Annotated in this window: 22 protein-coding genes; 18 read left to right on the top strand and 4 right to left on the bottom strand. The window is 71.4% G+C overall.

Going from position 1 to position 24050, the window contains the following annotated elements; all coding sequences use genetic code 11:
* Positions 1-172: 172 nt before the first annotated feature.
* Entirely contained in the window at positions 173-1270 is a 1098-nt protein-coding gene (locus ACZ6TI_RS05840; RefSeq protein WP_465343838.1) for an aminotransferase-like domain-containing protein, read from the bottom strand.
* A gap of 69 nt (positions 1271-1339) precedes the next feature.
* Between ACZ6TI_RS05840 and ACZ6TI_RS05835 the strand changes: the two genes are divergently transcribed.
* Genes ACZ6TI_RS05835 through ACZ6TI_RS05825 form a run of 3 tightly spaced genes read left to right on the top strand, consistent with a single transcriptional unit; the run spans position 1340 to position 3814 of the window.
* Complete coding sequence (locus ACZ6TI_RS05835; protein WP_465343837.1) at positions 1340-2071, top strand: phosphocholine cytidylyltransferase family protein; 732 nt, start codon at positions 1340-1342, stop codon at positions 2069-2071.
* Positions 2059-3120, top strand: a complete 1062-nt coding sequence (locus ACZ6TI_RS05830; RefSeq protein WP_465343836.1) for an iron-containing alcohol dehydrogenase family protein — start codon at positions 2059-2061, stop codon at positions 3118-3120. The genes ACZ6TI_RS05835 and ACZ6TI_RS05830 overlap by 13 nt, the downstream gene beginning before the upstream one ends.
* Positions 3095-3814: a CDP-alcohol phosphatidyltransferase family protein gene (locus tag ACZ6TI_RS05825; RefSeq protein ID WP_465343835.1), complete on the top strand. Its 720-nt coding sequence runs from the start codon at positions 3095-3097 to the stop codon at positions 3812-3814. The genes ACZ6TI_RS05830 and ACZ6TI_RS05825 overlap by 26 nt, the downstream gene beginning before the upstream one ends.
* A gap of 27 nt (positions 3815-3841) precedes the next feature.
* On the opposite strand, the gene ACZ6TI_RS05820 is transcribed toward ACZ6TI_RS05825, so the two are convergent.
* On the bottom strand, positions 3842-5383 hold the full coding sequence (locus ACZ6TI_RS05820; RefSeq protein WP_465343834.1) for an arylsulfotransferase family protein: 1542 nt from the start codon (positions 5381-5383) through the stop codon (positions 3842-3844).
* Positions 5384-5413: 30 nt separating this feature from the next.
* Positions 5414-6601 (bottom strand): glycosyltransferase family 4 protein, encoded by a 1188-nt coding sequence (locus ACZ6TI_RS05815; protein WP_465343833.1) that lies wholly within the window; start codon positions 6599-6601, stop codon positions 5414-5416.
* A gap of 25 nt (positions 6602-6626) precedes the next feature.
* Here ACZ6TI_RS05815 and ACZ6TI_RS05810 point away from each other — a divergent pair, with 25 nt between their 5' ends.
* The 3 genes from ACZ6TI_RS05810 to ACZ6TI_RS05800 all read left to right on the top strand — a co-directional run bounded on the left by ACZ6TI_RS05810 (position 6627) and on the right by ACZ6TI_RS05800 (position 10256).
* The gene (locus ACZ6TI_RS05810) at positions 6627-7487 is read left to right on the top strand and encodes an Fpg/Nei family DNA glycosylase (RefSeq protein ID WP_465343832.1); all 861 of its coding nucleotides are present in this window, start codon (positions 6627-6629) and stop codon (positions 7485-7487) included.
* A 273-nt stretch (positions 7488-7760) separates the two neighbouring features.
* Complete coding sequence (locus tag ACZ6TI_RS05805) at positions 7761-9323, top strand: sugar transferase (protein ID WP_465343831.1); 1563 nt, start codon at positions 7761-7763, stop codon at positions 9321-9323.
* A 45-nt stretch (positions 9324-9368) separates the two neighbouring features.
* Positions 9369-10256, top strand: coding sequence for a class I SAM-dependent methyltransferase (locus tag ACZ6TI_RS05800; protein ID WP_465343830.1), 888 nt, complete (start codon positions 9369-9371; stop codon positions 10254-10256).
* A 9-nt stretch (positions 10257-10265) separates the two neighbouring features.
* Here the strand turns inward: ACZ6TI_RS05800 and ACZ6TI_RS05795 are convergent, their stop codons facing one another.
* Positions 10266-11108 carry a helix-turn-helix transcriptional regulator gene (locus tag ACZ6TI_RS05795; RefSeq protein ID WP_465343829.1) on the bottom strand — a complete coding sequence of 281 codons (843 nt, stop codon included), beginning with the start codon at positions 11106-11108 and terminating at the stop codon, positions 10266-10268.
* 101 nt (positions 11109-11209) lie between these two features.
* Between ACZ6TI_RS05795 and ACZ6TI_RS05790 the strand changes: the two genes are divergently transcribed.
* From ACZ6TI_RS05790 to ACZ6TI_RS05735, 12 genes are all read left to right on the top strand, one after another.
* The gene (locus ACZ6TI_RS05790; protein ID WP_465343828.1) at positions 11210-11938 is read left to right on the top strand and encodes an SDR family oxidoreductase; all 729 of its coding nucleotides are present in this window, start codon (positions 11210-11212) and stop codon (positions 11936-11938) included.
* Between the two features lie 29 nt (positions 11939-11967).
* Positions 11968-13161, top strand: coding sequence for a sensor histidine kinase (locus ACZ6TI_RS05785; RefSeq protein ID WP_465343827.1), 1194 nt, complete (start codon positions 11968-11970; stop codon positions 13159-13161).
* Positions 13158-13904: a LytR/AlgR family response regulator transcription factor gene (locus ACZ6TI_RS05780; protein ID WP_465343826.1), complete on the top strand. Its 747-nt coding sequence runs from the start codon at positions 13158-13160 to the stop codon at positions 13902-13904. Before ACZ6TI_RS05785 ends, ACZ6TI_RS05780 begins: the two co-directional genes overlap by 4 nt.
* A gap of 181 nt (positions 13905-14085) precedes the next feature.
* Positions 14086-14799 carry a response regulator transcription factor gene (locus ACZ6TI_RS05775; protein ID WP_465344294.1) on the top strand — a complete coding sequence of 238 codons (714 nt, stop codon included), beginning with the start codon at positions 14086-14088 and terminating at the stop codon, positions 14797-14799.
* Positions 14796-16094 (top strand): sensor histidine kinase, encoded by a 1299-nt coding sequence (locus ACZ6TI_RS05770; RefSeq protein ID WP_465343825.1) that lies wholly within the window; start codon positions 14796-14798, stop codon positions 16092-16094. The genes ACZ6TI_RS05775 and ACZ6TI_RS05770 overlap by 4 nt, the downstream gene beginning before the upstream one ends.
* 112 nt (positions 16095-16206) lie before the next feature.
* Positions 16207-18138, top strand: coding sequence for a DUF4153 domain-containing protein (locus ACZ6TI_RS05765; RefSeq protein WP_465343824.1), 1932 nt, complete (start codon positions 16207-16209; stop codon positions 18136-18138).
* Positions 18139-18176: 38 nt separating this feature from the next.
* On the top strand, positions 18177-18566 hold the full coding sequence (locus tag ACZ6TI_RS05760) for a DUF485 domain-containing protein (protein ID WP_465343823.1): 390 nt from the start codon (positions 18177-18179) through the stop codon (positions 18564-18566).
* Positions 18567-18576: 10 nt separating this feature from the next.
* Positions 18577-20214 (top strand): sodium/solute symporter, encoded by a 1638-nt coding sequence (locus ACZ6TI_RS05755; protein ID WP_465343822.1) that lies wholly within the window; start codon positions 18577-18579, stop codon positions 20212-20214.
* A 100-nt stretch (positions 20215-20314) separates the two neighbouring features.
* Positions 20315-20926, top strand: coding sequence for a hypothetical protein (locus tag ACZ6TI_RS05750; protein WP_465343821.1), 612 nt, complete (start codon positions 20315-20317; stop codon positions 20924-20926).
* Positions 20927-20998: 72 nt separating this feature from the next.
* Positions 20999-21778, top strand: a complete 780-nt coding sequence (locus ACZ6TI_RS05745) for an ABC transporter ATP-binding protein (protein ID WP_465343820.1) — start codon at positions 20999-21001, stop codon at positions 21776-21778.
* 95 nt (positions 21779-21873) lie between these two features.
* The gene (locus ACZ6TI_RS05740) at positions 21874-23406 is read left to right on the top strand and encodes an ABC transporter permease (protein WP_465344293.1); all 1533 of its coding nucleotides are present in this window, start codon (positions 21874-21876) and stop codon (positions 23404-23406) included.
* A gap of 13 nt (positions 23407-23419) precedes the next feature.
* Positions 23420-23944 (top strand): flavin reductase family protein, encoded by a 525-nt coding sequence (locus tag ACZ6TI_RS05735; protein WP_465343819.1) that lies wholly within the window; start codon positions 23420-23422, stop codon positions 23942-23944.
* Positions 23945-24050 lie beyond the last annotated feature (106 nt).

Genomic DNA, 24050 nt, shown 5'->3' with positions numbered 1-24050 from the left:
GGACCGGCCAACGCTACGTGACGTCGGGCGGACCAATCGCATCCCGGAGGGGGTGTGGGTCGCGAGTGGTCCGCCCGTCGCCGGGGGCGGGGGGTGAAGTCCGATGCATTGTCTGCCCGCGAGGGTGTGCAACGGAAATCACCAATGAGTCAGAAACCCGACAGTTGCGTATTTACGAAGCGCTGAGCTCCTCGATGGCGGCCGCCATGCGCTGCACGCCCACCTCGATCTGGTCCACGGTGACCGCGGAGAACGCCAGCCGCACCGAGTGCCGGCCGCCGTCCAGCAGGAAGTCGCTGCCCTTGACGATCGCGACGCCCTTCTTCATGGCGACCGGGAAGAGCTGCTCGACGTCCACCGACTCGGGCAGGTCGACCCAGAGGAAGTAGCCGCCGTCCGGCTCGGTGAAGGTCGCGCCGGGGATGTGCTTGCGGATCGCCTCGGCCAGCACCCGGGCCCGCTCGCCCAGCGCCGCGCTCACCGTCGCGACCGACCGGTCGATGTCGCCGGAGACACAGAACTGGTGCACGATCGCCTCGGACACCATGCCGGGCGAGATGTAGAGGTTCGTCGCCTTCTTGGCGATCGCGTCGATCAGTGCGGCCGGGCCGACCAGATAACCGACGCGGACGCCGGGGCACACCGTCTTGGTGAAGCTGGACGCGTGCACCACCACGTTGTCGGTGTCCATCGACAGCATCGACGGCAGCGCGTCGCCGCGGAACCGGATGTCGACGTACGGGTCGTCCTCGAAGATCACGAAGCCGTATTGCACCGCGAGGGCGAGCAGCTCGCGCCGCTTGTCGAGGCCGAGGGTCACGCCGGCCGGGTTCTGGTAGTTCGGGATCACGTGCGCGAGCTTGGGACGCAGGCCGTTTTCCAGCAGGCCGCGGAACTCGTCGACGTCCATGCCGTCCGGCTCGATGGTCACCTGGTGCACCTTGGCGCCCAGGTTCTGCAGCCCGAGCAGGGTGCGGTCGTAGGTCGGCTTCTCCACCACCACGTCGTCGCCGGGCGAGACCAGGTGGTTGAACAGGAACGCGTCGGCCTGGAGCGAGCCGTTGGTGACGATGACCTGATCCGGCGAGACCCCGTGCTTGTCGGCGATCCACTTGCGCAGCGGCAGATAGCCGACGGAAGTGCCGTACGCCGTCATCCCGGCCGGGTCGGCGTCGAAAGCACGGGCAGCCGCGGCCTTGAGGCCCTGGACATCGACGATGTCGAGGGAGGGGGCGCCACGGGCGAACGAGATCAGCTGCTCAGCGGTCATGCGGACAAGCATAGGAGCCGCCGCTATCCTCGCTAGGCACCCCTCTGCTCTGGGAAGGACCCCAAGACCATGATCGGACTCGTCCTAGCGGCCGGCGCCGGCCGCAGGCTACGGCCTTACACCGACACGTTGCCCAAGGCACTCGTGCCGGTCGACGGCGAGACCACGATCATGGACATTTCCCTGCGCAACCTGGCCGCGGCCGGGCTGACGGACGTCACGGTCGTCGTCGGTTACTGCGCGAGCGCGGTCGAGGACCGCAAGGACGCTTTCGAGCAGAAGTACGGCGTCAAGATCACCCTCGTCCACAACGACAAGGCCGAGGAGTGGAACAACGCCTACTCCCTCTGGCTCGCCCGGGACCACTTCGCCCAGGGCGCACTGCTGGTCAACGGCGACACCGTGCATCCGATCAGTGTCGAGGAGACCCTGCTGGCAAGCCGTGGACCCGGCATCCTGCTCGCCATCGACAGCCTCAAGAAGCTGGGTGACGAGGAGATGAAGACGATCTTCTCGCCGGATGGCCAGCTCGTGAGGATCACGAAGCTGATGGATCCGGCCGAGGCCTACGGCGAATACATCGGCGCCACCGTGATCGAGGCCTCCGCGGCGGCCGGGCTGGCCGACGCGTTGCAGGCCACCTGGGAGCGCGACCCCAACCTCTATTACGAGGACGGATACCAGGAGTACGCGAACCGCGGCGGCGAGGTGCGCGGCGCCGAGATCGGCGACGTGTCTTGGGTCGAGGTCGACAATCACGACGACCTGGCCAAGGCGCGGGAGATCGCATGCCGCTACTGACCCGCAGCGTCCAGGCGCCGCTGCACATCGACGTGCGCCGCGGCGCGGTCGCCGACCTGCGGCGGATCCTCGCCGACGGCCGGATCTCGGCCGGCGGCGACGTGGCGGTCGTGGTCGGCGCCGGCCAGGGCGAGCGGATTGCCGAGCTGATCCGCCCCTCGCTGCAGTCGGCGGACGTCTTCACCACTTCGGGCGGCACCCTCGACTCGGCCCTCGACCTGGCCGCCAAGCTGCGCTCGGGGCACTACGACGCGGTGGTCGGCATCGGCGGCGGCACCACAGTGGACACCGCGAAGTACGCGGCCGCCCGGTGGGCCATCCCGATGGTGTCGGTGGCCACCAGCCTGGCCAACGACGGCATCGCGTCCCCGGTGGCGAGCCTGATCAACGACGGCATCAAGGGCTCCTACGGCGTGCAGATCCCGATCGCGGTGATCATCGACCTGGACTTCGTGGAGAACGGCCCGGAGCGCACCAACCGCGGCGGCATCGGCGACGTGATCAGCAACATCAGCGCGCTGGCCGACTGGGAGCTGTCCCGCGAGGTGCGCGGCGAGCCGGTCGACGGGCTGGCCGCGTCGCTGGCCCGGATGGGCGCCGAGGCCGTGCTCACGCACCCCGGCGACATGAACGACGACGGCTTCGTGACGGTGCTGGCCGAGGCGCTGATCTCCAGCGGCCTGGCGATGGCGGTGTGCGGCAGCAGCCGGCCGACCAGCGGCGGGTGCCACGAGATCATGCACGCCACCGACTCGCTCTATCCCGGCACCGCCTCGCACGGTGAGCTGGCCGGGCTGGGCGCGCTGTTCTGCACCTTCCTGCGCGAGGACGGGAAGCGCTTCGCGCAGATGTCCGCCTGCCTGTCCCGGCACCGCCTGCCCCGCACGCCGGCCGACGTCGGCCTGGACTCCGAGCAGTTCGTCCGGATCGTCGAGTTCGCACCGCGGACCCGCCCGGATCGTTACACCATTCTCGAGCACGTCGAGATGAAGCCCGACGAGATCGCCCGGAAGCTGGCCGAGTATGACGACGCCGTCGCCGCAAGCTGAGCCCACCGCGGCGGACTACTACCAGGTCAACCGCGGTGGCGGGCTCTTCAGCGAGCTGATCGGTCAGCGTCTGGGCGCCCGCATCGCGGTGTTCGCCAAGAAGCACCACCTCGCGCCGACCGTGCTGACCGTCGCCAACCTGGGCATCGGCTGCCTGGTCTCGGTGGCGGTGGTGGCGCTGGCCCAGCCGGTGGCGGACGGCCGGGTGTGGGCCTGGCCGGTCGGCCTGCTCGCGCTGGTCGGCTGGCATCTGGCATATGCACTGGACTGTTCCGACGGCCAGCTCGCGCGAGTCACCGGGCAGACCAGCCCGGCCGGCGCCCGGATCGACGTGCTGTGCGACGTGGCCTCGCAGATCGCCCTGGTCGCGGCCCTGTCCGCGACCGCGGCGGCCCAGGTGCCGGACACCCCGGCCTGGCTGCTCGCCGCCTTCGCGGGCAGCTGGATGGTCAACCTGGTCACCTCGGTGATGCAGTCCGGCCCGTCGGCGACCAGCATGGTGACCAGCACCTCGACGCCGGTCCGGGTGCTCAAGCTGGTCCGCGACTACGGCGCGGTGATCTTCCTGGCGGGCCTGGTGCTGACCGTCGCGCCGCAGCTGACCATCTGGCTGGTCGGCCTCTTCACCCTGATCAACGCCGCGTTCCTGGCGGCCAGCATCGCGTTCTCCGGCCGCGAGGCGATCCGCCGCTGAGCCGGCCATCCCTTTTGAGAACAGACCCTAGACGCGTACCGGAATGGCCGAGCTGGTGCCGATCACGTTCCCGGCGGCGTCCAGGGCGTCCACCACCACGTATTCCGGCGTGCCGGTGACCTGCATGCGCGTCTCGAAGCCCTCGCGCGTCGCCTCGGCCGCCGCGATCAGCTCGCGCGGCTGGCCGCCCGCCCGGGCCCGCCACTTCGCCACCTTCGTGCTGCCGTTCCAGCTCGCGCTCACCGCCACGTTGCCACCCTCGACGGCCAGGCCCAGGGCCGGCTGGTCCAGCGGTTCGCCGGCCCATTCCGCCTTGTAGGCCCGGTAGGACTGGTTGTCCAGCGGCAGGTGCCCGTTCAGTCGCACGGTGCCGTCCGCGGCGAACTCGGTGAAGTGCGGCAGCTGCCCCCAGCCGATGAAGCTGCCGCCGTCGGCCAGCTCGCGGAAGCTGCCCTGGGTCGGTGCGGACAGCTTGTCGGGGTGCACGAACTCGCGGACGAAGGTGGCGGTCTTGGCCGACTCGTCGAGCTCGAGCACCAGCCCGCGCGAGTACGGCCGCTCCTTGGTCACCCCGGCGCCGTTGTCGAACATCCCGTAGGAGCCGTCGCGGCGCCGGCGGAAGTCGTGCTGCCAGGAGAACGTGGCCTGCTGGGCGACCGTGAAGTCGCTCTTCTTGCCGCCCAGGCGCCACATCACGTCGCCGGTCTTTTTATTGATCTTGTAGCAGGTCCAGGTGTGCCGGGCCGAGATGATCAGGTGCCCGTCCGCGTCCAGCCCGACCGAGTTGGGGTGGAAGTAGTCCCAGGGCAGGTGCGCCGACTCGCCCTGTGGCAGCGGCGCATAGGACTCGTCGACCGAGACGTGGTCGCGCGCCCGCCACTCGAAGACCCGTTTGCCGGTGGCGATGTCGATCTCCTGGATCACGCCGTCGTGCAGCACGCCGTCCGCCGGGCCGCCCTTGGCGGTCAGGTCGAACGGGATCGGGTCGTACACCCAGAACAGCGCCGTGCCGCGCGGGGTGATCACGAAGTCGTGCTGGTCGGCCTGCTCGGTGCCGAACGCGCGGACCCGGGTGATCTCGCGGTAATTCTGGTCGGCGATCACGAACTCGCCCTGCCCGACGCCCTGCCCGCCGGTGCCGCCGATGGTCCCTTCCCACCAGGTCAGCACCGGCTTGTTGCGATATTGCTGGACCTTGAAGTCGATCGCGACGGTGGCCGGGTCGGGCACCTTGCGGAACCAGATCGGCGAGCCCTTCTCGTCCACGATCAGCGGTCCCCACAGGCCGGCGCCGGAGGCCGGCGTCAGGAAGATGTGGCCCGGCGCGGTGCCGTTGGCCGGCACGGTGATCGTCACGTCCGGCAGGGTGCGCAGGTCCGGCCGCGAGCGGTATTTCGGCGGCGGGGCCTGGGCGGCATCGGTGGCCGCCGGGGTCGCGGCCGGCTGGTCGTCGGTGTTGGCGATCGCATAGCCGGCGCCACCACCGGCCGCGGTGAACAACGCCGCGCCGCCGACACCCAGCAGCACGTTCCGACGAGAGGTCTTGGGCGAGGAGGGGGTATCCGTCACCGCACTACCTTGCCCATATTCGATGAAGATCTACCTGGGTCCGGGGTGTGAAGTGACTGTGAAACCGGTGTAGACGTCGATCAAACGACCGATGAGCAGATCGGGGTGAAAGGTGCTTACGTACCGCTCTCGGGCGGCTCCGGACATCGCCCTCGCCTCGGTCCGAGCCGTCGGCAGCGCCGCGGCGAGGGCCTCGGGCTCGGGCGCGACCGCCCACCCCGCCGGGGCCGCGGACCCGGCGCCGAGCAGATAGGGGATGCCGCCGACCGCCGTGCCGAGCACCGGCCGCCCGGCCGACATCGCCTCCAGCACCACCGTGGGCAGCACGTCCTCCCAGGTCGGCACCACCACGGCCACGGACGCCGCACGCCGGGCGGCGGCCATGCCGTCCCGGTCGAGCACCCCCAGATATTCCACGTCGGAGCGTGCCGCGGCCGCCTCCTCCGCGAGCCCGCGCAGTTCGCCGTCGCCCGCGATGCGCAGTTGTCCCAGCGAGCCCTCGGGATGCCGGCGCCACGCGTCGAGCAGCAGCGCGAGGCCCTTCTCGGGGGACAGTCGCGCCGCGTAGAGGAAACCGTCACCCAGCGGCGCCGGCTCGCCCGGATCCGGCAGCCCGTTCGGCTTGATCACGATGCGGTCGTCCGGAATGCCATAGTTTTGCAGATGCTCGGCGATCCGGTCGGTCAGCGCGATGAACCGGTCCACCGACTTCCAGGTCGGCCGATGCACCGCCAGCGTGGTCGCCATCAGGGCGCTCTGCGCGCTCGAGCCGCGGTAACACTTGTGCTGCACGGCCGGATAGCCGATCACCTTGCCGCGGCATTCGTAGCAATTGTGGCCGTCCCGGAAATACAGCCCCGAGGCACACACCTGCCGATAGTTGTGCACGGTCTGCACCACCGGCACACCGTGCTTGTGCGCGGTCTTCACGATCCAGGGCGAGATCAGCGGGTACGGGTTGTGCAGGTGCACGACGTCCGGCCGGTGCTCGGTCAGCAGCGCGGCCAGGTCCCGCTGCGCCGGGCCGCCATAGATCGGCGAGATCGGCAACAGCGCTTTCTGCAGGACCGGCAGGTCCCCGATCGAGTCGGAACTGCGCAGGAACGGCAGCACCTCGACCCCGGCCGCCCGCAACTGGACGATCTCGGTGTCGACGATCACGTTCTCACCGGACGGCATCGCCTCGCGATACCGGTTGTGCGCAACGACGACCTTCACGCTCAGGGAGGTTACCGTTAGGGACGTGCCTGAACTTCCCGAGGTAGAGGCGCTCGGCGCCTATCTTCGCGACCGCGCCGTCGGCCACACGGTCGAGCGGCTGGAGGTGTCGTCCTTCAGCGCGCTGAAGACGTTCGACCCGCCACCGAGCGCCGTCGCCGGGCTGGAGGTCACGTCCGCCGGCCGGCACGGCAAGTTCCTCGACATCGGCCTCGGCCCTCAGTTTCATCTGGTCGTGCACCTGGCCCGGGCCGGCTGGCTGCACTATCGGGACGCGTTCAAGTCGGCTGCCCCGCTCAAGCCGGGCAGCGGTCCGATCGCGCTCCGCGTACGGCTGGATGATGGGTCTGGTTTTGATCTGACCGAGGCCGGGACGCAGAAGTCCCTGGCGGCCTACCTGGTGCGCGACCCGCGGGAGGTGCCCGGGGTGACGCGGCTGGGCCCGGACGCGCTGGCCGTCGACCGTGACGAGTTCGCCGAGCGGATCCGATCGCGGAACGGGCAGGTCAAGGGCGTGCTGGTCGACCAGGAGGTGCTGGCCGGCATCGGCAACGCCTACTCCGACGAAATCCTGCACACCGCCCGGATGTCGCCGTTCGCGATGACCGCGAAGCTCACCGAGGAGCAGATCACCACGCTCTTCGAGGCGATGCGGCAGGTGGAGACGGACGCGGTGGCGCGCTCGGTCGGGCAGAAGTCGGCCGAGCTCAAGGGCGAGAAGCGGGCCGGCATGCGGGTGCACGCACGGACCGGTCTGCCCTGCCCGGTCTGCGGCGACACCGTGCGCGAGGTGTCTTTCGCGAGCAAGAGCCTGCAGTACTGCCCGACCTGTCAGACCGGCGGCAAACCCCTGGCGGATCGCCGCCTCTCGAAGTTGATTAGGTAGAGCACACTCTCATCGGGGTTCAATTCTGTTTTCCGCCGCGGGTTGGCTCCGCTCACTACTTCGGTGGATGTTGATCCAATCACTCAGCGTGTCGGGTGGGAATGTGGGCGTAACGTCCGCTTCTCCCGTCCCGATCCATCGGTATAGTGGCTCGGTCCCACGCTTCGCCCACGGTGCGAGCAGGATCGGCGAGCCATGCCGCAGAGCACCGACCGTGGCGGTGCGTAATGGGCCGGACGCCAACCGGACGGCCTCGGAGGTCGGGCGGTCGTGATGCGGGAGGACGTCGGCGAGGTGACGACCAGCCTCTCGAGACCGTCTACGCCGAGCAGCCGGAGCAACATGCCGTACGACAGCTTCGAGTGGCAGGAGCCACCGCCGAGCAACGGCGTGCCCAGATCCGCGTGGACCAGGTCACGCCGCCGGGTGTCGCGCTGGCATCGGCCCTACACGCTGATCCTGATCGTGCTCGACTTCCTCTCCGCGTTGCTGGCCAGCCGAGTCGCGGTGATCACGCTGGAGCAGGCCAACTCGGGTTTCCAGGACTCGCCGGGCATCTTCCGGGCGACGGCCTACCTGGTCCTGCCGGCCGCCTGGGTGATCACCCTGTGGGGTGTCGGCAGCTACGACCGGCGCTACCTGGGCCTGGGCAGCGAGGAGTTCAAGCGGGTCTTCCGCTCGTTCGTGGTGATCGTCGCGAGCGTCTCGCTGGCCTCCTTCGCCACCAAGACCCAGCTGTCCCGTGGCACCGTCGCCCTGGTCTCCGCCGGCGCGCTGATCTTCATCCTGCTGTGCCGCTACTTCGCCCGGCAGGTCCTGCACCTCGCACGGCGGCGCACCGGGCACGGCGCGCACCGGATGGTCCTGGTCGGCACGCTGCCCGAGGCGCTCGAGGTCTACACCGCGGTGACCCGCAGCCCGGCGGCCGGCCTGATCCCGGTCGCGATCCACATCACCGACGGTCTGGCGGCCGTGCGCGGCATCGAGACCCCGGTGCCGGTGTACGCGGGCCGTGACGTGCTGTCCCTGGTCCGGGAGGTCGGAGCGGACACCATCGCGGTCTGCGGCTCGGCCAGCGCGGAGCCCGGAGAGCTGCGCCGCCTCGCCTGGCAGCTGGAGGGCACCGGCATCGACCTGGTGGTCGCCCCGCAGCTCACCGACATCGCCGGCCCCCGAGTGCACATCCGCCCGATCGAGGGCCTGCCGCTGCTGCACGTCGAGGAGCCCACCCTCTCCGGTCCGAGCTGGCTGGCGAAGAACCTGCTGGATCGGGTCGCCGCCTTCCTCGGCCTGCTGATGCTGAGCCCGGTGCTGCTGGTCGTGGCGATCGGCATCCGGCTCTCCGACCCCGGGCCGGTGTTCTTCCGCCAGCCCCGCGTCGGCCACGAGGGCCGCACCTTCCGGGTGTGGAAGTTCCGGACGATGTATGTGGACGCCGAGGAGCGCAAGGCCACCCTCGAGGAGCTGAACGACTCCGACGGCATGCTGTTCAAGATGAAGGAGGATCCGCGGATCTTCTCCTTCGGCCGCACCCTGCGGGCCACGTCGCTGGACGAGCTGCCGCAGCTGATCAACGTGCTCAAGGGCGAGATGTCGCTGGTCGGTCCGCGGCCGCTGCCCGCCGACGACGGCGACTACCTGGGCGACGTGCGGCGCCGGCTGCTGGTGCGGCCGGGCATCACCGGCCTGTGGCAGGTGAGCGGCCGCTCCGACCTGTCCTGGGACGAGGCGGTCCGGCTCGACCTCTATTACGTGGACAACTGGTCGCTGACCTATGACCTGGCGATCCTGTGGCGCACGATCTGGGTGGTCCTCAGGCGCAAGGGCGCCTACTGAGGTAATTGGATCGATCGATCGGCGGGTCGTCGTTACGGTCGCTTGGTGGCATATCAGCACCCGCTCGCGTACACCCTGGCGTTGGAGGGCGTGGCGTTGCTGCGGGCCTTCGCCGGCGACTACGACCGGGAGTTCGTCGAAGCGCGGATCGCCGAGGTCCGGCGTCTTCTGGACAGTCCAGCCCTGCACGGTGAGGGCGTCTCCGCGCAGCGGCTCGACACCGTGGACGGTTACCGGGTCTGGTCCGTGACCTACGACGAACCGGGCAACGGCCTGTTCGGCATCGAAGAGCCGATCGTGCACGAGATGCTCGGCTCCCTGCCGCCCGGCGTCGCCCTGGACGCGGCCTGCGGCACCGGCAGATACACCGCGTACCTCGCCGGACAGGGCCACCGGGTGATCGGCGTCGACAGTTCGCCGGACATGCTGGCGCACGCCCGGGCGCGCGTTCCGGAGGCCGATCTGCGGCAGGGCGACCTGCACCGGCTGCCCGTCCCCGACGACCACGTCGACATCGTCGTGTGCGCGTTGGCGCTGACCCACCTTCCCGATCTCGGGCCGCCGATCGCCGAATTCGCCCGGGTCCTGCGTCCGGGTGGCCACCTGGTGATCTCCGATGTGCACCATGAGCTGGTGGCCCTCGGGTCGGTGCCGCGAGTGCGCACGGCCGGCGGCGAGCCCGGGCTGCTGCCCGGGTTCCGCCATCGGGCCGGTGACTATCTCGGCGCCGCCCTGCCGCTGGGACTGCAGGTTCTCCGGTGCGCGGAGCCGCGGATGTCCGGCGAGGTGGGTGCGGACATGCCCGCGGAGATCGTGACCGGGCCGTGGGATGCCTGGCCGTGGTCGCTGCTGGGCATCGTTCCGGCGGCTGCGGGCGCCGCCTGGGACGGCACACCCAGCCAGATCATCTGGCACTTCCAACTGGGGCGATAGACGCGCCGGTTACGACTCGGTGCGGTCGAGGGCCGGGGCGGCCATGCTGCCCAGCAGGCGCAACGCGTCGGCGGAGGGACTGTTCGGCTCGGCGTGATAGATGAACAGCAGCTGGCCGTCCGTGCCCTGTGGAGCCAGGCTCTCGTACTCGAGGGTCAGCGGGCCGACCGCGGGGCTCACCATCCGCTTCGTACCCCTGGTCTTGGCCTTGACCTCGTGCCGCGCCCACCAGGCGCGAAACTCCGTGCTCTTCACCGACAGCTCGCCGACGATCTCGGCCAGCCGCGAATTGTCGGGGTCCGCCCCGGCCGCCGCCCGCAGGCTCGCCACCGTCTCCTGGGCGATCTTGTCCCACTCCGCATAGCACTCGCGGGCGGCCGGGTGGAGGAACGTCTCGCGCACCAGGTTCGCGCCCTCGACGAAGAACGGATGCAGCGCGGTCGCCATCCGATTCGCGGCCAGCACGTCCAGGTAGCGGTTGGTGACCATGGCCGGGCTGCCGCTCAGCGCGTCGAGCAGCCGCCGCAGGCCGGGCTCGACCCGCTCCGGCCGGGACGCCCGGCGGCGTGACACCGGGGTCGGGCCGGCCAGCCGGCGCGCGTGCTCGAGACCGTCCGGGCCCAGGTCGAGCACCCGGGAGAGCGCCTCCAGCACCTGGTCCGAGGGGTGCTTGTCGCGGCCCTGCTCGAGCCGCACGTAGTAGTCCGAGCTCACCCCGGACAGCATCGCGACCTCTTCCCGGCGCAGACCCGGCACCCGGCGGCGAACCGCGCCCGAGGGCAGTCCGACCTGCTCGGGGCGGGTCAGCTCACGCCGGGCCCGGAGGAACTCGCCCAAACTGTTGTCCGCCACCCCTCGACGGTAGAAGGTGCGGCGGCCGGTTGGGTGGCCGTGCGACTACCAGGGTCGACGCGGCCTTCCCCGGGCGTCGCGGCCGGCGCAGCGTGGTCGGCATGACAAATCTGCAGAACCGCATCGCCGTCGTCACCGGAGCCTCCAGCGGGATCGGCGCCGCCACCGCCAGGTTGCTCGCCGGCCAGGGCGCCAAGGTGGCCGCCCTGGCGCGCCGCGAGGACCGCCTCAAAGACCTGGACGCGCTGGCCGTCGCGGTCGACGTGCAGGACGCCGGGGCGGTCACCGAGGCGGCCGGCCGGATCCGCGCCGAGCTGGGCCGCCCCGATCTGGTGGTGGCGAACGCCGGCGTGATGCTGGCCGCACCGTTCGAGAAGGCCGACACCCGCGAGTGGGCCGACATGATCGGCACCAACGTGACCGGGCTGCTGCACACCGCCCGCGCGTTCATCGACGACCTGATCGCGGCCGCCGACCAGGGCCGGCCCGCCGACCTGGTGCTGATCGGCTCGATCGGCGGCCACCAGGTCTTCCCGAACTATGCCGTCTACGACGCCACCAAGGCCGCGGTCGCCCACCTGGCCCGCAACCTGCGGACCGAGCTCGGCCCGCGCGGCGTCCGGGTGCGCAACATCGAGCCCGGCCTGGTACCCACCGAGCTGGGCGACGGCATGTCCGACACCACCCAGAAGGACTTCCTCACCGAGTGGCGCGGGTCGTTCGAGACGCTGCGGAGCGAGGACATCGCGGCCGGCATCGCCTGGTCCGCGGCCGCCCCGCGGCGGATGAACGTCGCCGAGATGGTGATCGTCCCGACCGCACAGGGCTGATCCGCCGAGCGGCATGGCACGATGCGCACGTGAGGGCTGATCTGCCGACCGTCCTGGCCGTGCTGGCGCTGGTCGGGGCCCTGGCCGGCGCGGTGGTGGCGGTGGTGCGCCTGCGTGCCCGGCGCGGCGTCGCGACCGCCATGCAGCGTGCGACCTACGACGTGCTGCACACCGCCGCCCTCGCCGCCGAGCCGTTGCGCGGCGGGCTCACCCGCAGCTCGGCCGGCAAGGCCGTGCGGCATCTGCGGACGCTGGTCGGTGCGGTCGGGCTGGCACTGTCCGACGGCGCCGAGTGCCTCGCGTACGACGGTCGCGGCAGCCACCACACCGACCAGCTCACCGCCGCCGCCAAGCGCGCGATGCAGACCCGCCGGTCGGTCGTGCTGAACGGCTCCGACCTGCCCTGCGACCGGATGGACTGCGTGGTCCGGGGCGCGGTGATCGCACCCCTGGCCGGTGCCGAGGCGCCCGCGGCGGGAGCGCTGGTGGCGGTGGCCGACGACCAGCCGGCGCCCGGTCTCGTGCAGGCCACCCAGGAAGCGGCGCGCTGGGCCGGGTCGCAGCTCGCTCTGGCCGAGCTCGACTCCTCCCGCGAGCGCCTGGCCCGGGCCGAGGTGCGGGCCCTGCGCGCCCAGATCAGCCCGCACTTCATCTACAACGCGCTGACCGCGATCGCTTCGTTCGTGCGCACCGACCCGGAACGCGCCCGCGAGCTGATCCTCGAGTTCGCCGAGTTCACCCGCTACTCGTTCCGGGCGCACGGCGACTTCACCACCCTTGCCGAGGAACTGCGCTCGATCGACCGCTACCTGACCATCGAGCGGGCCCGGTTCGGCGACCGGCTGCAGGTGCGGCTGCAGATCGCGCCCGAGGTGCTGCCGGTCGGGCTGCCGTTCCTCTGCCTGCAGCCGCTGGTGGAGAACGCGGTGCGGCACGGCCTGTCCCGCAAACCCGGCGTCGGTATGGTGAGCATCGAGGCGCGCGACGCCGGCGCCGAATGCCACATCACGGTCGAGGACGACGGCGTCGGCATGGACCCCGAGGTGTTCGCGCCGGGCCGGCCGGAGACCGACGACGGCCAGCACGTGGGCCTGTCAAATGTGGATGAGCGGCTGCGCAACGTGTTCGGCGACCACTTCGGGCTGGTGGTGGAGACCGCGCCCGGCGAGGGGACGAAGGTGAGCATGCGGGTGCCGAAATTCCATCCGGGGGTCCGCGCATGACCTCGAGCCTCGTCGTGCTGGCCGTGGACGACGAGCCACCGGCCCTGGACGAGTTGGCCTACCTGTTGAGTGCCGACGATCGGGTCACCCACGTGCACCGGGCCGGCGACGCCACCGAGGCGCTGCGGGTGCTGCGGGACACCGAGGTGGACGCGGTGTTCCTGGACATCCGGATGCCCGGCCTGGACGGCATGGAACTGGCCCGCATCCTGCGCCGGTTCGCCCGCCCGCCGGCCATCGTGTTCGTCACCGCCTATGACGACGGCGCGGTGGACGCCTTCGACCTGGGCGTGACCGACTATGTGCGCAAGCCGGTGCGGGCCGAGCGGCTGGGCGAGTCGCTGCGCCGGGTGGCCGGGCTGCGCGCGACGCCGGCGCCCGCCTTCCAGCGCGAGGACGAGCCGGCCATCCCGGTCGAGCTGGCCGGCACCACCCGCATGCTGCCGCGGTCGTCGGTGCGCTGGGTGGAGGCGCAGGGCGACTACGCGCGCCTGCACACCGCGGACGCCTCCCACCTCGTGCGGGTCTCGCTGGCCACGCTCGCCGAGCGCTGGGCGGATGCCGGCTTTGTCCGCATCCACCGGTCCTACCTGGTGCAGTTGCGCCTGGTGGCGGAGCTGCGCCTGACGCAGTCGGGCTATGTCGTGGCGATCGACGGCACCGAGCTGCCGGTCAGCCGCCGGCACACCCGCGAACTCAAGGACAAGCTGATCAGGGCCGCGAAAAACGACTGGACGCGCTGATCTCCACAGCCTTGTCCACAGGTTCCCCGGCTTTTCCACACAGTTATCCACAGGCTTTCTTGATCTCCACAGGTTCATCACAATCTGTCCCCCGGAACCGCACGAGCGATCCCTAAGCTCCCGGAAACAGGCCAGATCGGTGCACCACGGGGGTGCGCCGAGCTTGCCCCGACGCAGCATGATGCGGGCGTCGAGCAGGAGGTGCAGCGTGGAGACAGTGACCCAGCGCCGGGTCCTGGTGGTGGAGGACGAACCGACCATCGCCGAGTCCGTGGCCACCCGGCTGCGCGCCGAGGGGTTCACCGTCGAGCTGGCGGTCGACGGCCCCGGCGCGGTGGACGCCGCCCGGCGCACGACGCCGGACGCGGTGGTGCTCGACGTGATGCTGCCCGGCTTCGACGGGCTCGAGGTGTGCCGCCGGCTGCAGGCCGAGCGGCCGGTGCCGATCCTCATGCTGACCGCCCGCGACGACGAGAACGACATGCTGGTCGGCCTCGCGGTCGGCGCCGACGACTACCTGACCAAGCCGTTCTCGATGCGCGAGCTCGCCGCCCGGGTGCACGCGCTGGTCCGGCGCGCGGCGCGCACGGCCTCGCACGAGGCCACCACGCTCCGGGTCGGCGATCTGGAGATCAACCGGGCCGAGCGCCGGGTCTGCCGGTCCGGCGTCGAGGCGCAGCTCACCCCCACCGAGTTCGACCTGCTGCTGCACCTGGCCGAGCGGCCGCGCACGGTCCTGCCCCGCGAGCGCCTGCTCGCCGAGGTCTGGGGCTGGGCCGACACCTCCGGCACGCGCACGGTCGACAGCCACGTCAAAGGCCTGCGGCGCAAGCTGGGTGCGGATCTGATCCGCACGGTGCACGGCGTCGGGTACGCGCTGGAGGCGCCGAAATGATCGCCTTGCCGCGGCCTCTGGATCCGATCCGATCCATCAAGATCAAGATTGGCCTGATCCTGCTCGGCGGCCTGTTCGCCGGGATGACCTGGTTCACGCTGTGGCTCGGCTGGCTGCCGCTCTGGACGTCGGTGACCGCCGTGGTGGTCGCGCTCGGCACGCTGCAACTGCTCGCCCACGGGCTCACCTCGCCGCTGCGCGAGATGACCGCCGCGGCCCGCACGATGGCCCAGGGCGACTACACCCACCGGGTCCGCGCCACCTCCCGCGACGAGGTCGGCGAGCTGGCCAAGGCGTTCAACCAGATGGCCGCCGACCTGGCCGCCGCCGACCGGCAGCGGCGCGAGCTGATCGCGAATGTGTCGCACGAGCTGCGCACCCCGATCACCGCCCTGCGCGGCGTGCTGGAGAACATCGTGGACGGCGTCGCCGAGGCCGAGCCGCAGACCATGCGGGCGGCGCTCGCCCAGACCGAACGCCTCGGCCGCCTGGTCGCCGAACTGCTCGACCTGTCCCGCCTGGACGCCGGAGTGATCGCCCTCCAGCAGACCCAGATCCGGGTACGCCCCTTCCTCGACGACGTCATCCGGCAGGCCACGGTCACCGCCGAGGGCGCCGGTCATGACGTCCGGTTCACCGTGTCGGCGGCCGACGTCGAGGTCTCCGGCGACCGCGAGCGACTTCATCAGCTATTCGCGAATCTGCTGGACAACGCGACCCGGCACAGCCCACCCGGCGGTACGGTCGCGTTGCGTGCCGCGCCGCAGGGCGAACACCTGCTGTTCGTGGTCACCGACGAGGGCGAGGGGATCCCGGTCGCCGACCGCGAGCGCGTGTTCGAGCGCTTCACCCGCGGCGAGCGGGCGGTCGACGGCGGCACCGGACTCGGCCTGGCCATCGCCCGCTGGGTCGTCCAACTCCACCACGGCACGATCGCCGTCGCCGACCCGAGCGAACCCGGGCGGACCGGCTGCCAGATCCACGTGACCCTGCCCCTGACCAACCCCGCGTCCCCGGATTCCGCTGCCGCACCGGGCCGCGCTTCCTCTGAGGCCGCAGAGCGCTCTGCTTCCTCCCTGGCCTCCGCTACCTCGGCGGGCGCTTCCTCCTTGGCCCCTGCTTCCTCTGAGGCCGCAAAGGGTTCTGCTTCCTCCCTGGCCTCCGCTTCCTCAGAGGGCGCAGAGCGCTCTGCTTCCTCCTCGCCTTCCGCTTCCTCAGAGGGCGCAGAGCGCTCTGCTTCCCGAGAGGAAGCGCGGGCCGACGGGCTCGGACTCGCCGGAGCCGGCTCCACCTGATCCGCACGCCCACCCTTCTGGTCCGCACCGCACAGACCAGTCCGTCGACCCATCGCCTCGGCCGCCCGCCTGGCCCCGATTCATCCGTCATGCCGGTCCGCAGCGACCGGACATGCCCACAGACACGGAGGACACCGTGCCGAGCCAGCCCCACCAACCCACCGACGACCGCTCCGCCGCACCGAAGCCGACTGCGCCGGAAGGGGCCGCACCGAAGCCCGGCGCGCCGGCATCCGCGGCGTCCGGCCAGGCCAAGGCGACTCCGGCCACGCCCGCCACGCCCGTGCCCGCCACAGCTGCACCCACGGCTGCACCCACCACGCCCGCACCCGCCAAAGCTGCACCCGCTGCTGCTGCGACTCCGGCAGCCGCGGGCAAGACGGCCACGCTGACCGCGCCGCCGCAGGCGTACCAGCCGCCACCCGGAAAGGCCCAGCCGGACCGCCCGCTCGCCACCACCCGCCCACCGGCCCAGCAGCCGGCCCCGGTCGTGCCTCCGCTGCACGGTCCGTGGGCCGCATATTCGGTCTTCGGGCAGCGCTGGCCCGGCCCGGGACGCCCGGCCACCCCGGCGACCGTCGCCGTGCTGGCGCTGGCCGCGGCGGTGGCCGCCGTCAGCATCCCGCTCGACCGCGGCGGGGTCGGCTGGCTGGTCACCGTCCTGGTCGGCACCGCCGCGCTGATCGGCATCCGGCACCTGCCGCAGCGCGAGCGCAGTTCGGTGCCGTGGCCTGCGATCTCCTACCCCGGCCCGTCCCGCAGCCCGGCCCGCTACGGCTGGGCGACCGCCACCGTCCTGCTGCTCGGCGTGGGCACCTTCCGGTCGGCCGGCTGGCTGTTCCTGCTCTGCCTGATGACCGCCGTGGTCACCGCCGCGCTGGCTCTGATCGACGGCCGGGCGATGCGCGCGATGACGGTGGCCACGCTGATGACCTTGATCGCCGCGTTCCGGGCGCTGCCGTGGGTCGGCGGCGGTCTCGCCCGGATGCGCCGCGGCGGCCCGACCGGGAACAACACCCGAATCGTCGCCACCATCGCCGTCTCGGTCGCCCTGCTGGTGGTGTTCGGCGGCCTCTTCGCCTCGGCCGACGCCACCTTCGCCCGGATCCTCGAGAACGCCGTCCCGGACACCAACGGCGGCACCATCGGCCGTTGGATCTTCGTCTTCGTGGTGGCCGGCGGCATCCTCGGTGGCGCCGCCTATCTGCGCGCCGCACCGCCCGATCTGTCCACCTTGGAGCGTTCTCGGGGGCGCAAGGTCACCCGCTTCGAGTGGGCCGTTCCGTTGTCTCTGCTGGTGTTGCTCTTCGCCGCCTTCGTCGCGGTGCAGCTGACCGTCCTCTTCGGAGGGTACGAGCACGTGATGGACACCGACGACCTGACCTTCGCCGACTACGCCCGCGGCGGCTTCTGGCAGTTGCTGATCGTCACCGGCCTGACCCTGCTCGTGCTGGCCGGCGCGGCCCGCTGGGCGCCGCGCGCCACCGCCGCCGATCGCATCCTGATCCGCGTCGTGCTGGGCGCCCTGGCCGTGCTCACCCTGGTGATCGTCGCCTCGGCGCTGCACCGGATGAACGTCTACGCCGACACCTATGGCCTGACCCGGTTGCGGCTGCTGGTCGCGCTCTGTGAGGGCTGGCTGGGCCTGGTGTTCGTGATGGTGCTGGCCGCCGGGATCCGGCTGCGGGCCGCCTGGCTGCCGCGGCTGGCGGTGGCGGTCGGCGTGCTGGCGCTGCTCGGCCTGGCCGCCGCCAACCCGGACGGCATGATCGCGGAGCGCAACCTGGTCCGCTTCGAGCAGACCGGCCGGATCGACACCAACTACCTGGCCGACCTGTCCGCGGACGCCGTCCCGGCACTGGACCGGCTCGGCCGGCTCGACCCGGCGCGCCGCGACTGCGCCCTGCACTGGCTGTCCAACGACCTGAAGAGCGACCCGGACGACTGGCGCGGCTGGAGCTACGGCCGGGCCCGCGCCCGGGAGATCCTGGCCGAGCACCCGGCCGCATACCCGCAGGACTGCCTCGGCGGGTACCGCGACTGACGCTTGACATTGCCCGGGAGCCAACAAGACTCCCGGGCATGACAGGCACCGGGGACGAGCGCGCGTCCCGGCGGACCCGGGTGGTGCTCGGCGAGATGGCCGCCCGGCGCGCGCCGGCCGACCCCGCCCGCGAGGACCTCACCGCGCAGACCCCGGTCGGCGAGGCGCTGGTCCGCGGCCTGGTGCGGGCACAACTCGCCCTCGCGCTGCGGCTCTCGCTGGTCGTGGTGACCGGCCTCGGCGCGCTGCCGCTGTTGTTCGCGATCGCGCCGGAGGTCGGCCGGTACAAGGTGCTCGGCGTCAACCTGCCGTGGCTGCTGCTGGGCGTGCTGTCCTTCCCGTTCCTGTTCGTCGTCGGCTTGGCGTACGTGCGCTGGGCGGAACGCAACGAGCAGGACTTCACCGCGGTGATCCGGCGGCCGGAATGAAGGTCGCCGCGTGAACCCGTATGTGGTCCCGGGGCTGGTCGTGGTCGTGCTGGTCACGGTAGGGATCGGCGCCTACGGCCTGCGCTTCGCCCGCACCACCTCGGACTTCCTGGTCGCCTCCCGCTCGGTCAGCCCGTCCTGGAACGCCGCCGCGATCAGTGGCGAGTATCTGTCCGCCGCGTCCTTCCTCGGGGTGGCCGGGCTGGTCCTGCGCTACGGCGTGGACGTGCTCTGGTATCCGGTCGGGTTCGCCGCCGGCTATCTGGCCCTGCTGCTGTTCGTGGCCGCCCCGCTGCGCCGCTCGGGCGCCTTCACACTGCCCGACTTCTGCGAGGTGCGGCTGCGCTCGCCGTTCCTGCGCCGCCTCGCGACCGTGTTCGTGATCTTCATCGGGTGCCTCTATCTGGTGCCGCAGCTGCAGGGCGCCGGGTTGACGTTCACCACGGTCGCCGGTGGCTCGTACGCCTGGGGTGCCCTGCTCGTCGGTGCGGTGGTCACCGCGAACGTGGCGCTGGGCGGGATGCGGGCGATCACCTTCGTGCAGGCGTTCCAGTATTGGCTCAAGCTGACCGCGCTGGCCGTACCCGTGATCTTCCTGATCCTGCAGTGGCAGGCGGACGGCCGACCGGCGGTCAACCCACCCGCCGGAGCCGTCTTCCCGGTCACCACCACGGTCACCTTCGACGAGGCGGCGCGGCTGACCCTGCCGGACGGGAGCACCGACCGGGTCGAGGCCGGCGCCGAGCGCACCTATCCGGCCGGCGCGGCGGTGCCCTCGGTGAGCACGATCGACGACCGGCGCGGCCTGGACTGGCTGCTGCCCGGCGGCAACGGCAGCCTGTTCGCCACCTATTCGCTGATCCTGGCCACGTTCCTGGGCACGATGGGGCTGCCGCACGTGCTGGTCCGCTTCTATACGAATCCGGACGGCGCGAGTGCCCGCCGCACCACGCTGGTCGTGCTCGGCATGGTCGGCCTGTTCTATCTGCTGCCGACCCTCTATGGCGTGCTCGGCCGGATCTGGACGCCGCAGCTGCTGATGACCGGGCGCACCGATGCGGTGGTGCTCCTACTCCCGGAAGCGGCGCTCGGCGGCGGGCATCTGGGCCGGCTGCTCGGCGCGCTGGTCACCGCGGGCGCGCTGGCCGCCTTCCTGTCCACATCGTCCGGGCTGCTCACCAGCGTGGCGGGCGTGGTCTTCACGGACGTGCTGCGGGCCGAGCGCGGCGGTTCGGTGCGCGACTTCCGGCTGGCCACCGTGCTGTCCGCGATCCTGCCGATCGCGCTGTCGCTCTACGTCGCGAACATGGACGTGTCCCGCGTGGTCGGGCTGGCGTTTGCTGTGGCGGCGTCGAGCTTCTGCCCACTCCTCGTGTTGGGCATCTGGTGGCGCGGCCTCACCGATGTGGGCGCCGCGGCGGGCGTGCTGGCCGGCGGCGGCTCGGCGATGGCAGCCGTCATGATCACCGTGGTAGGACCCCCACTGACCGGCTGGCCTGCGCAGCTGGTCGGGCAGCCGGCGGCCTGGACGGTGCCGCTCGCCTTCTTCGTGATGATCGTCGGCTCGCTCGCGACCTCCAGGCGGGTGCCTCGGGACGTCGGCGCGACCATGCTCCGCCTGCACGCTCCGGAGTCACTCCGTCTCTAACGTGAAGAAGATAAATATTTAGGCTTGTTTTCTGAACCGTCCCGCCGGTGCGCTCCGTAACTACCGGTGCAGTCAGGTAACGACGCTAAGGGGCGATTTCATGAAGGCACGCAAGGTGATCATCGGATTGGCAGCCGCGGCGATGGCGGCCGGCGCGCTCGCCGTGGGCACCGGGATGAGCAACGCCGGTGAGAACTGCGCGGGCCTGGACCAGGCTCTGCAGAACAACCTGAACTTCATCGCCGGCCAGCGGGCCGAGCCGGATGCGCTGTCCGACGCGCGCATCGCGAACCGCCAGGCCGTGGTCGACCTGATCAACCAGCGCCGGGCGGTGGCCGGGTGCGCGGGCGACGTCCAAGCCGCACCTCCGGCCGCGCCGCCTGCGGAGAAGCCGCCGGCCGCCCAGCCGGCCAACCCCCCGGCGGCCCAGCCCGCGAACCCGCCGGCCGCAGGTGGAAACACAGGCGACGTGGTCTGCAAGGGCTCGACCGTGACCCTGTCCGGCGAGGCCGGCGAACCCTTCGCCTCCAGCGGCACCTTCCCGATCGGCACCACGCTCAAGGTGACGAACCTGGACAACAACAAGAGCATCACGGTCAAGGTGGCGACCCCCTCGGGCAGCTGCGTGCTGCTCAACAACGCCGCGTTCGAGCAGGTCCGCGAACCGGGCAAATTCCTCATCCGGCGCGCCGTGATCGAAAAGATCGGCTGACCGTCACGGATTGCGACGGCCCGGACCATCTGCCGACTGGTCCGGGCCGTCCGTTGCATCTAGGTTCGACCAATGACGGTGCCGATGCAGCGAACGCCCGCCGACGGGATCGCGCTTTCCCTGCGCGGGCTCGTCAAGCGGTTCGACACCAAGATCGCGGTAGCCGGGGTCGATCTCGACGTCCCGGCCGGATCCTTCTTCGGCCTGCTCGGCCCCAACGGCGCCGGCAAGACCACGACGTTGTCCATGGCCGTCGGCCTGCTCCGGCCCGATGCGGGCCAGGCATTAATTCTCGGGTACGACGTGTGGACCGACCCGTCCGCCGCCAAATCCCGGATCGGCGTGCTGCCCGACGGCATCCGCCTCTTCGACCGGCTGAACGGCGCCGAACTGCTGGCCTATCACGGCCTGCTGCGCGGCATGGACGCCGCGACCGTCGACCAGCGCGCCGGTGAGCTGCTCGAAGTCCTCGAGCTCGGGGTCGACAACCGCACCCTGGTGGTGGACTACTCGGCCGGCATGAAGAAGAAGATCGGCCTGGCCTGCGCGCTGTTGCACGGCCCGCGGCTGCTGGTGCTGGACGAGCCGTTCGAGGCCGTCGACCCGGTGTCGGCCGCGCTGATCCGCGACATCCTCCAGCGGTACGTGTCCGGCGGCGGCACCGTCGTCTTCTCCAGCCACGTGATGGAGGTCGTCGAGCGGCTCTGCAGCCACGTGGCGATCCTGGCCGCCGGGCAGATCCGGGTGGTCGGGACGCTGGCCGAGGTGCGCGGCGACCGTTCGCTGGAAGACGTGTTCGTGCAGGTGGTGGGCGGTCGCACGGCCACCGGGTCGGAGCTGGCGTGGCTGTAGGCGCGCCGAGCCGGCCCGCGGCGGAGAACAAGAAGCACATCAACGTGCCGGCGCGCACCTTCGTCAAGCTGAAACTCCGCCTCACCGTCAACGGCATGCGCGGGCACAACTGGCGGGTCGCGCTCTTCATCATCGGCATGCTGATGGCCGGCTTCTGCGCGATCGGCGGCTATGCCACCCTGGCCATCCCCGGCCTGCTGCAGGAGTTCGAGGCGGCCCGGATCATGCTGCCGCTGCTCGGCGCGGTGATCGTGCTCGGCTGGCTGTTCCTGCCGCTGGTCTTCTTCGGCGTCGACGAGTCGCTCGATCCGGCCCGGTTCGCCCTGCTGCCGCTGCGCCGCCGCACGCTGATCACCGGGCTCTTCGCCGCCGCCCTGGCCGGCATCCCCGCGGTCGCCACCCTGGTCGCCACCGGCGGCATGATCGACACCGCGGCCCGGCTCGGCGGACCGGCCGCGGCCCTCGCCCAGCTCGCCGGGGTGGTGCTCGGCCTGCTGCTCTGCGTCGCGGTCAGCCGCGCGGTGACCAGCGCGTTCGCCACCGCGTTGCGCTCCCGGCGGGCCCGTGACCTGGCCACCGTGCTGCTCGCGCTGGTCGCGGCGCTGCTCGGGCCGCTGCAGATCGCGGCGCTGGCCGGCGCCGAACGCGCGGACTGGGACCGGGTGGCCGTGGTCGCGCGGGTGGCCGGATGGACGCCGCTGGGCGCGGCGTACTCGCTCGGGACGGACGTCGCGGAGGGCCGGGCCTGGACCGTCCCGGTGAAGCTGCTGATCATCGTGGTCACCATCGTCGGGCTGCTCTGGTGGTGGTCGGTGACGCTGGAGCGGGCGATGCTCGGCACGGCCGGCGGCGCGGCGAGGCGTCCGGTGAAGGTCGATCGGCAACGCTCGGCGGTGGCCCGGCTGATGGTGCTCGGCCTGCCTCGCACCCGGTTCGGCGCGCTGATGTCGCGGGAGATCCGTTACTGGGGACGGGAGACACGGCGCCGGGCCAGCCTGCTCACGCTCTGCGTGGTCGGGATCTTTCTGCCGGTGATGCTGACCGCGAGCGGGAGCGGCGGCGGCACGGCGCTGTTCGTCGGGGCGCTGGCCGCGATCAGCCTGGCCAACCAGTTCGGCTTCGAGGGCAGCGCGTACGCCGCGAACATCGTGTCCGGCGTGCCGGGCCGCACCGAGATCCAGTCCCGCGCGGCCGCCTTCTCGGTCTTCATCGTGCCGCTGCTGATCGTGGTCGCGGTGATCGTCTCGTTCGCCGACGGGCATCCGGAGAACATGGCGGCCCTGCTCGGCACCCTGCTCGCGGCCTACGCCATCGGTCTCGCCGTCGTCCTCCCGGTCTCGGTACGCGCCGCCTACGCCCTGCCGGACACCACGAACCCGTTCGCGATGTCCCAGGGCGCCGGCCTGACCAAGGGCCTGATGACCTTCGGCGCCCTGATCGCCGCGGTCGTGTTGACCATCCCGCTGCAGGTGGCGGCCTATCTCGTCGAGGAGCTGTGGCGCTGGATCGGCCTGCCGATCGGTGTCGTCTACGGCGCCGCCGCCTATCTGATCGGCTCCCGCCTGGCCGGCAACCTGCTGGACCGCCGGATGCCCGAGGTCCTGGCCGCGGTCACGCCGAACCGCTGACAGACTGGTTGCCGTGAACCCAACCGAACCCGGCGCCCAGATCCACACCGGCGACCCGTTCGCCACGCCGGAGCGGGACAGGTCGCCGATCCGCCGGTTGCGCGGCCGGCTGGCCAGCGCGGTCACGCTCTGGACCACGCCCGGCCCGGCCGGCCTGACGGTGAGCTCGATGATGGTCGCCGACGGTGAGCCCGGCCGGGTGCTCGGCCTGGTCGACGAGGAGAGCGACTTCTGGGCCGCCGCCGAGCGCTCCGGCCGGTTCGCGGTCACCCCGCTGACCAGCGCCGATCAGCAGCTGGCCGACCGGTTCGCCGGTCTGATGCCGGCGCCCGGCGGCCTGTTCGCCGCGGGCGCCTGGGACGAGACCGACTTCGGCCCGGTCCCGGCCGGCGCCGCCACCTGGGCCGGCTGTCGCTTGGACGGCCATCGCACGGTCGGCTGGGCGCTGCTGCTCGAGGCCATCGTGGAGACCGTGCGCCTGGACCCACCCGCGGCGCCGCTGCTGCACCTGCGGGGCCGGTACCGCACGCTGCCCTGACTTTCCGCTCGGCGCACTCAGGTGGCCGCTCGGCGCACCCGCCGACCGGCAGCCAGTGATCGCCCTCACTCCTTCGTACGGTGCCCGAAAAGCCTTGCCCCCACGA

It is taken from the genome of Actinoplanes sp. NPDC051388 (genome assembly GCF_055586225.1).
The sequence above is the reverse complement of the archived record's forward strand: the minus strand, read 5'-3'. Positions and strand labels throughout refer to the sequence as shown.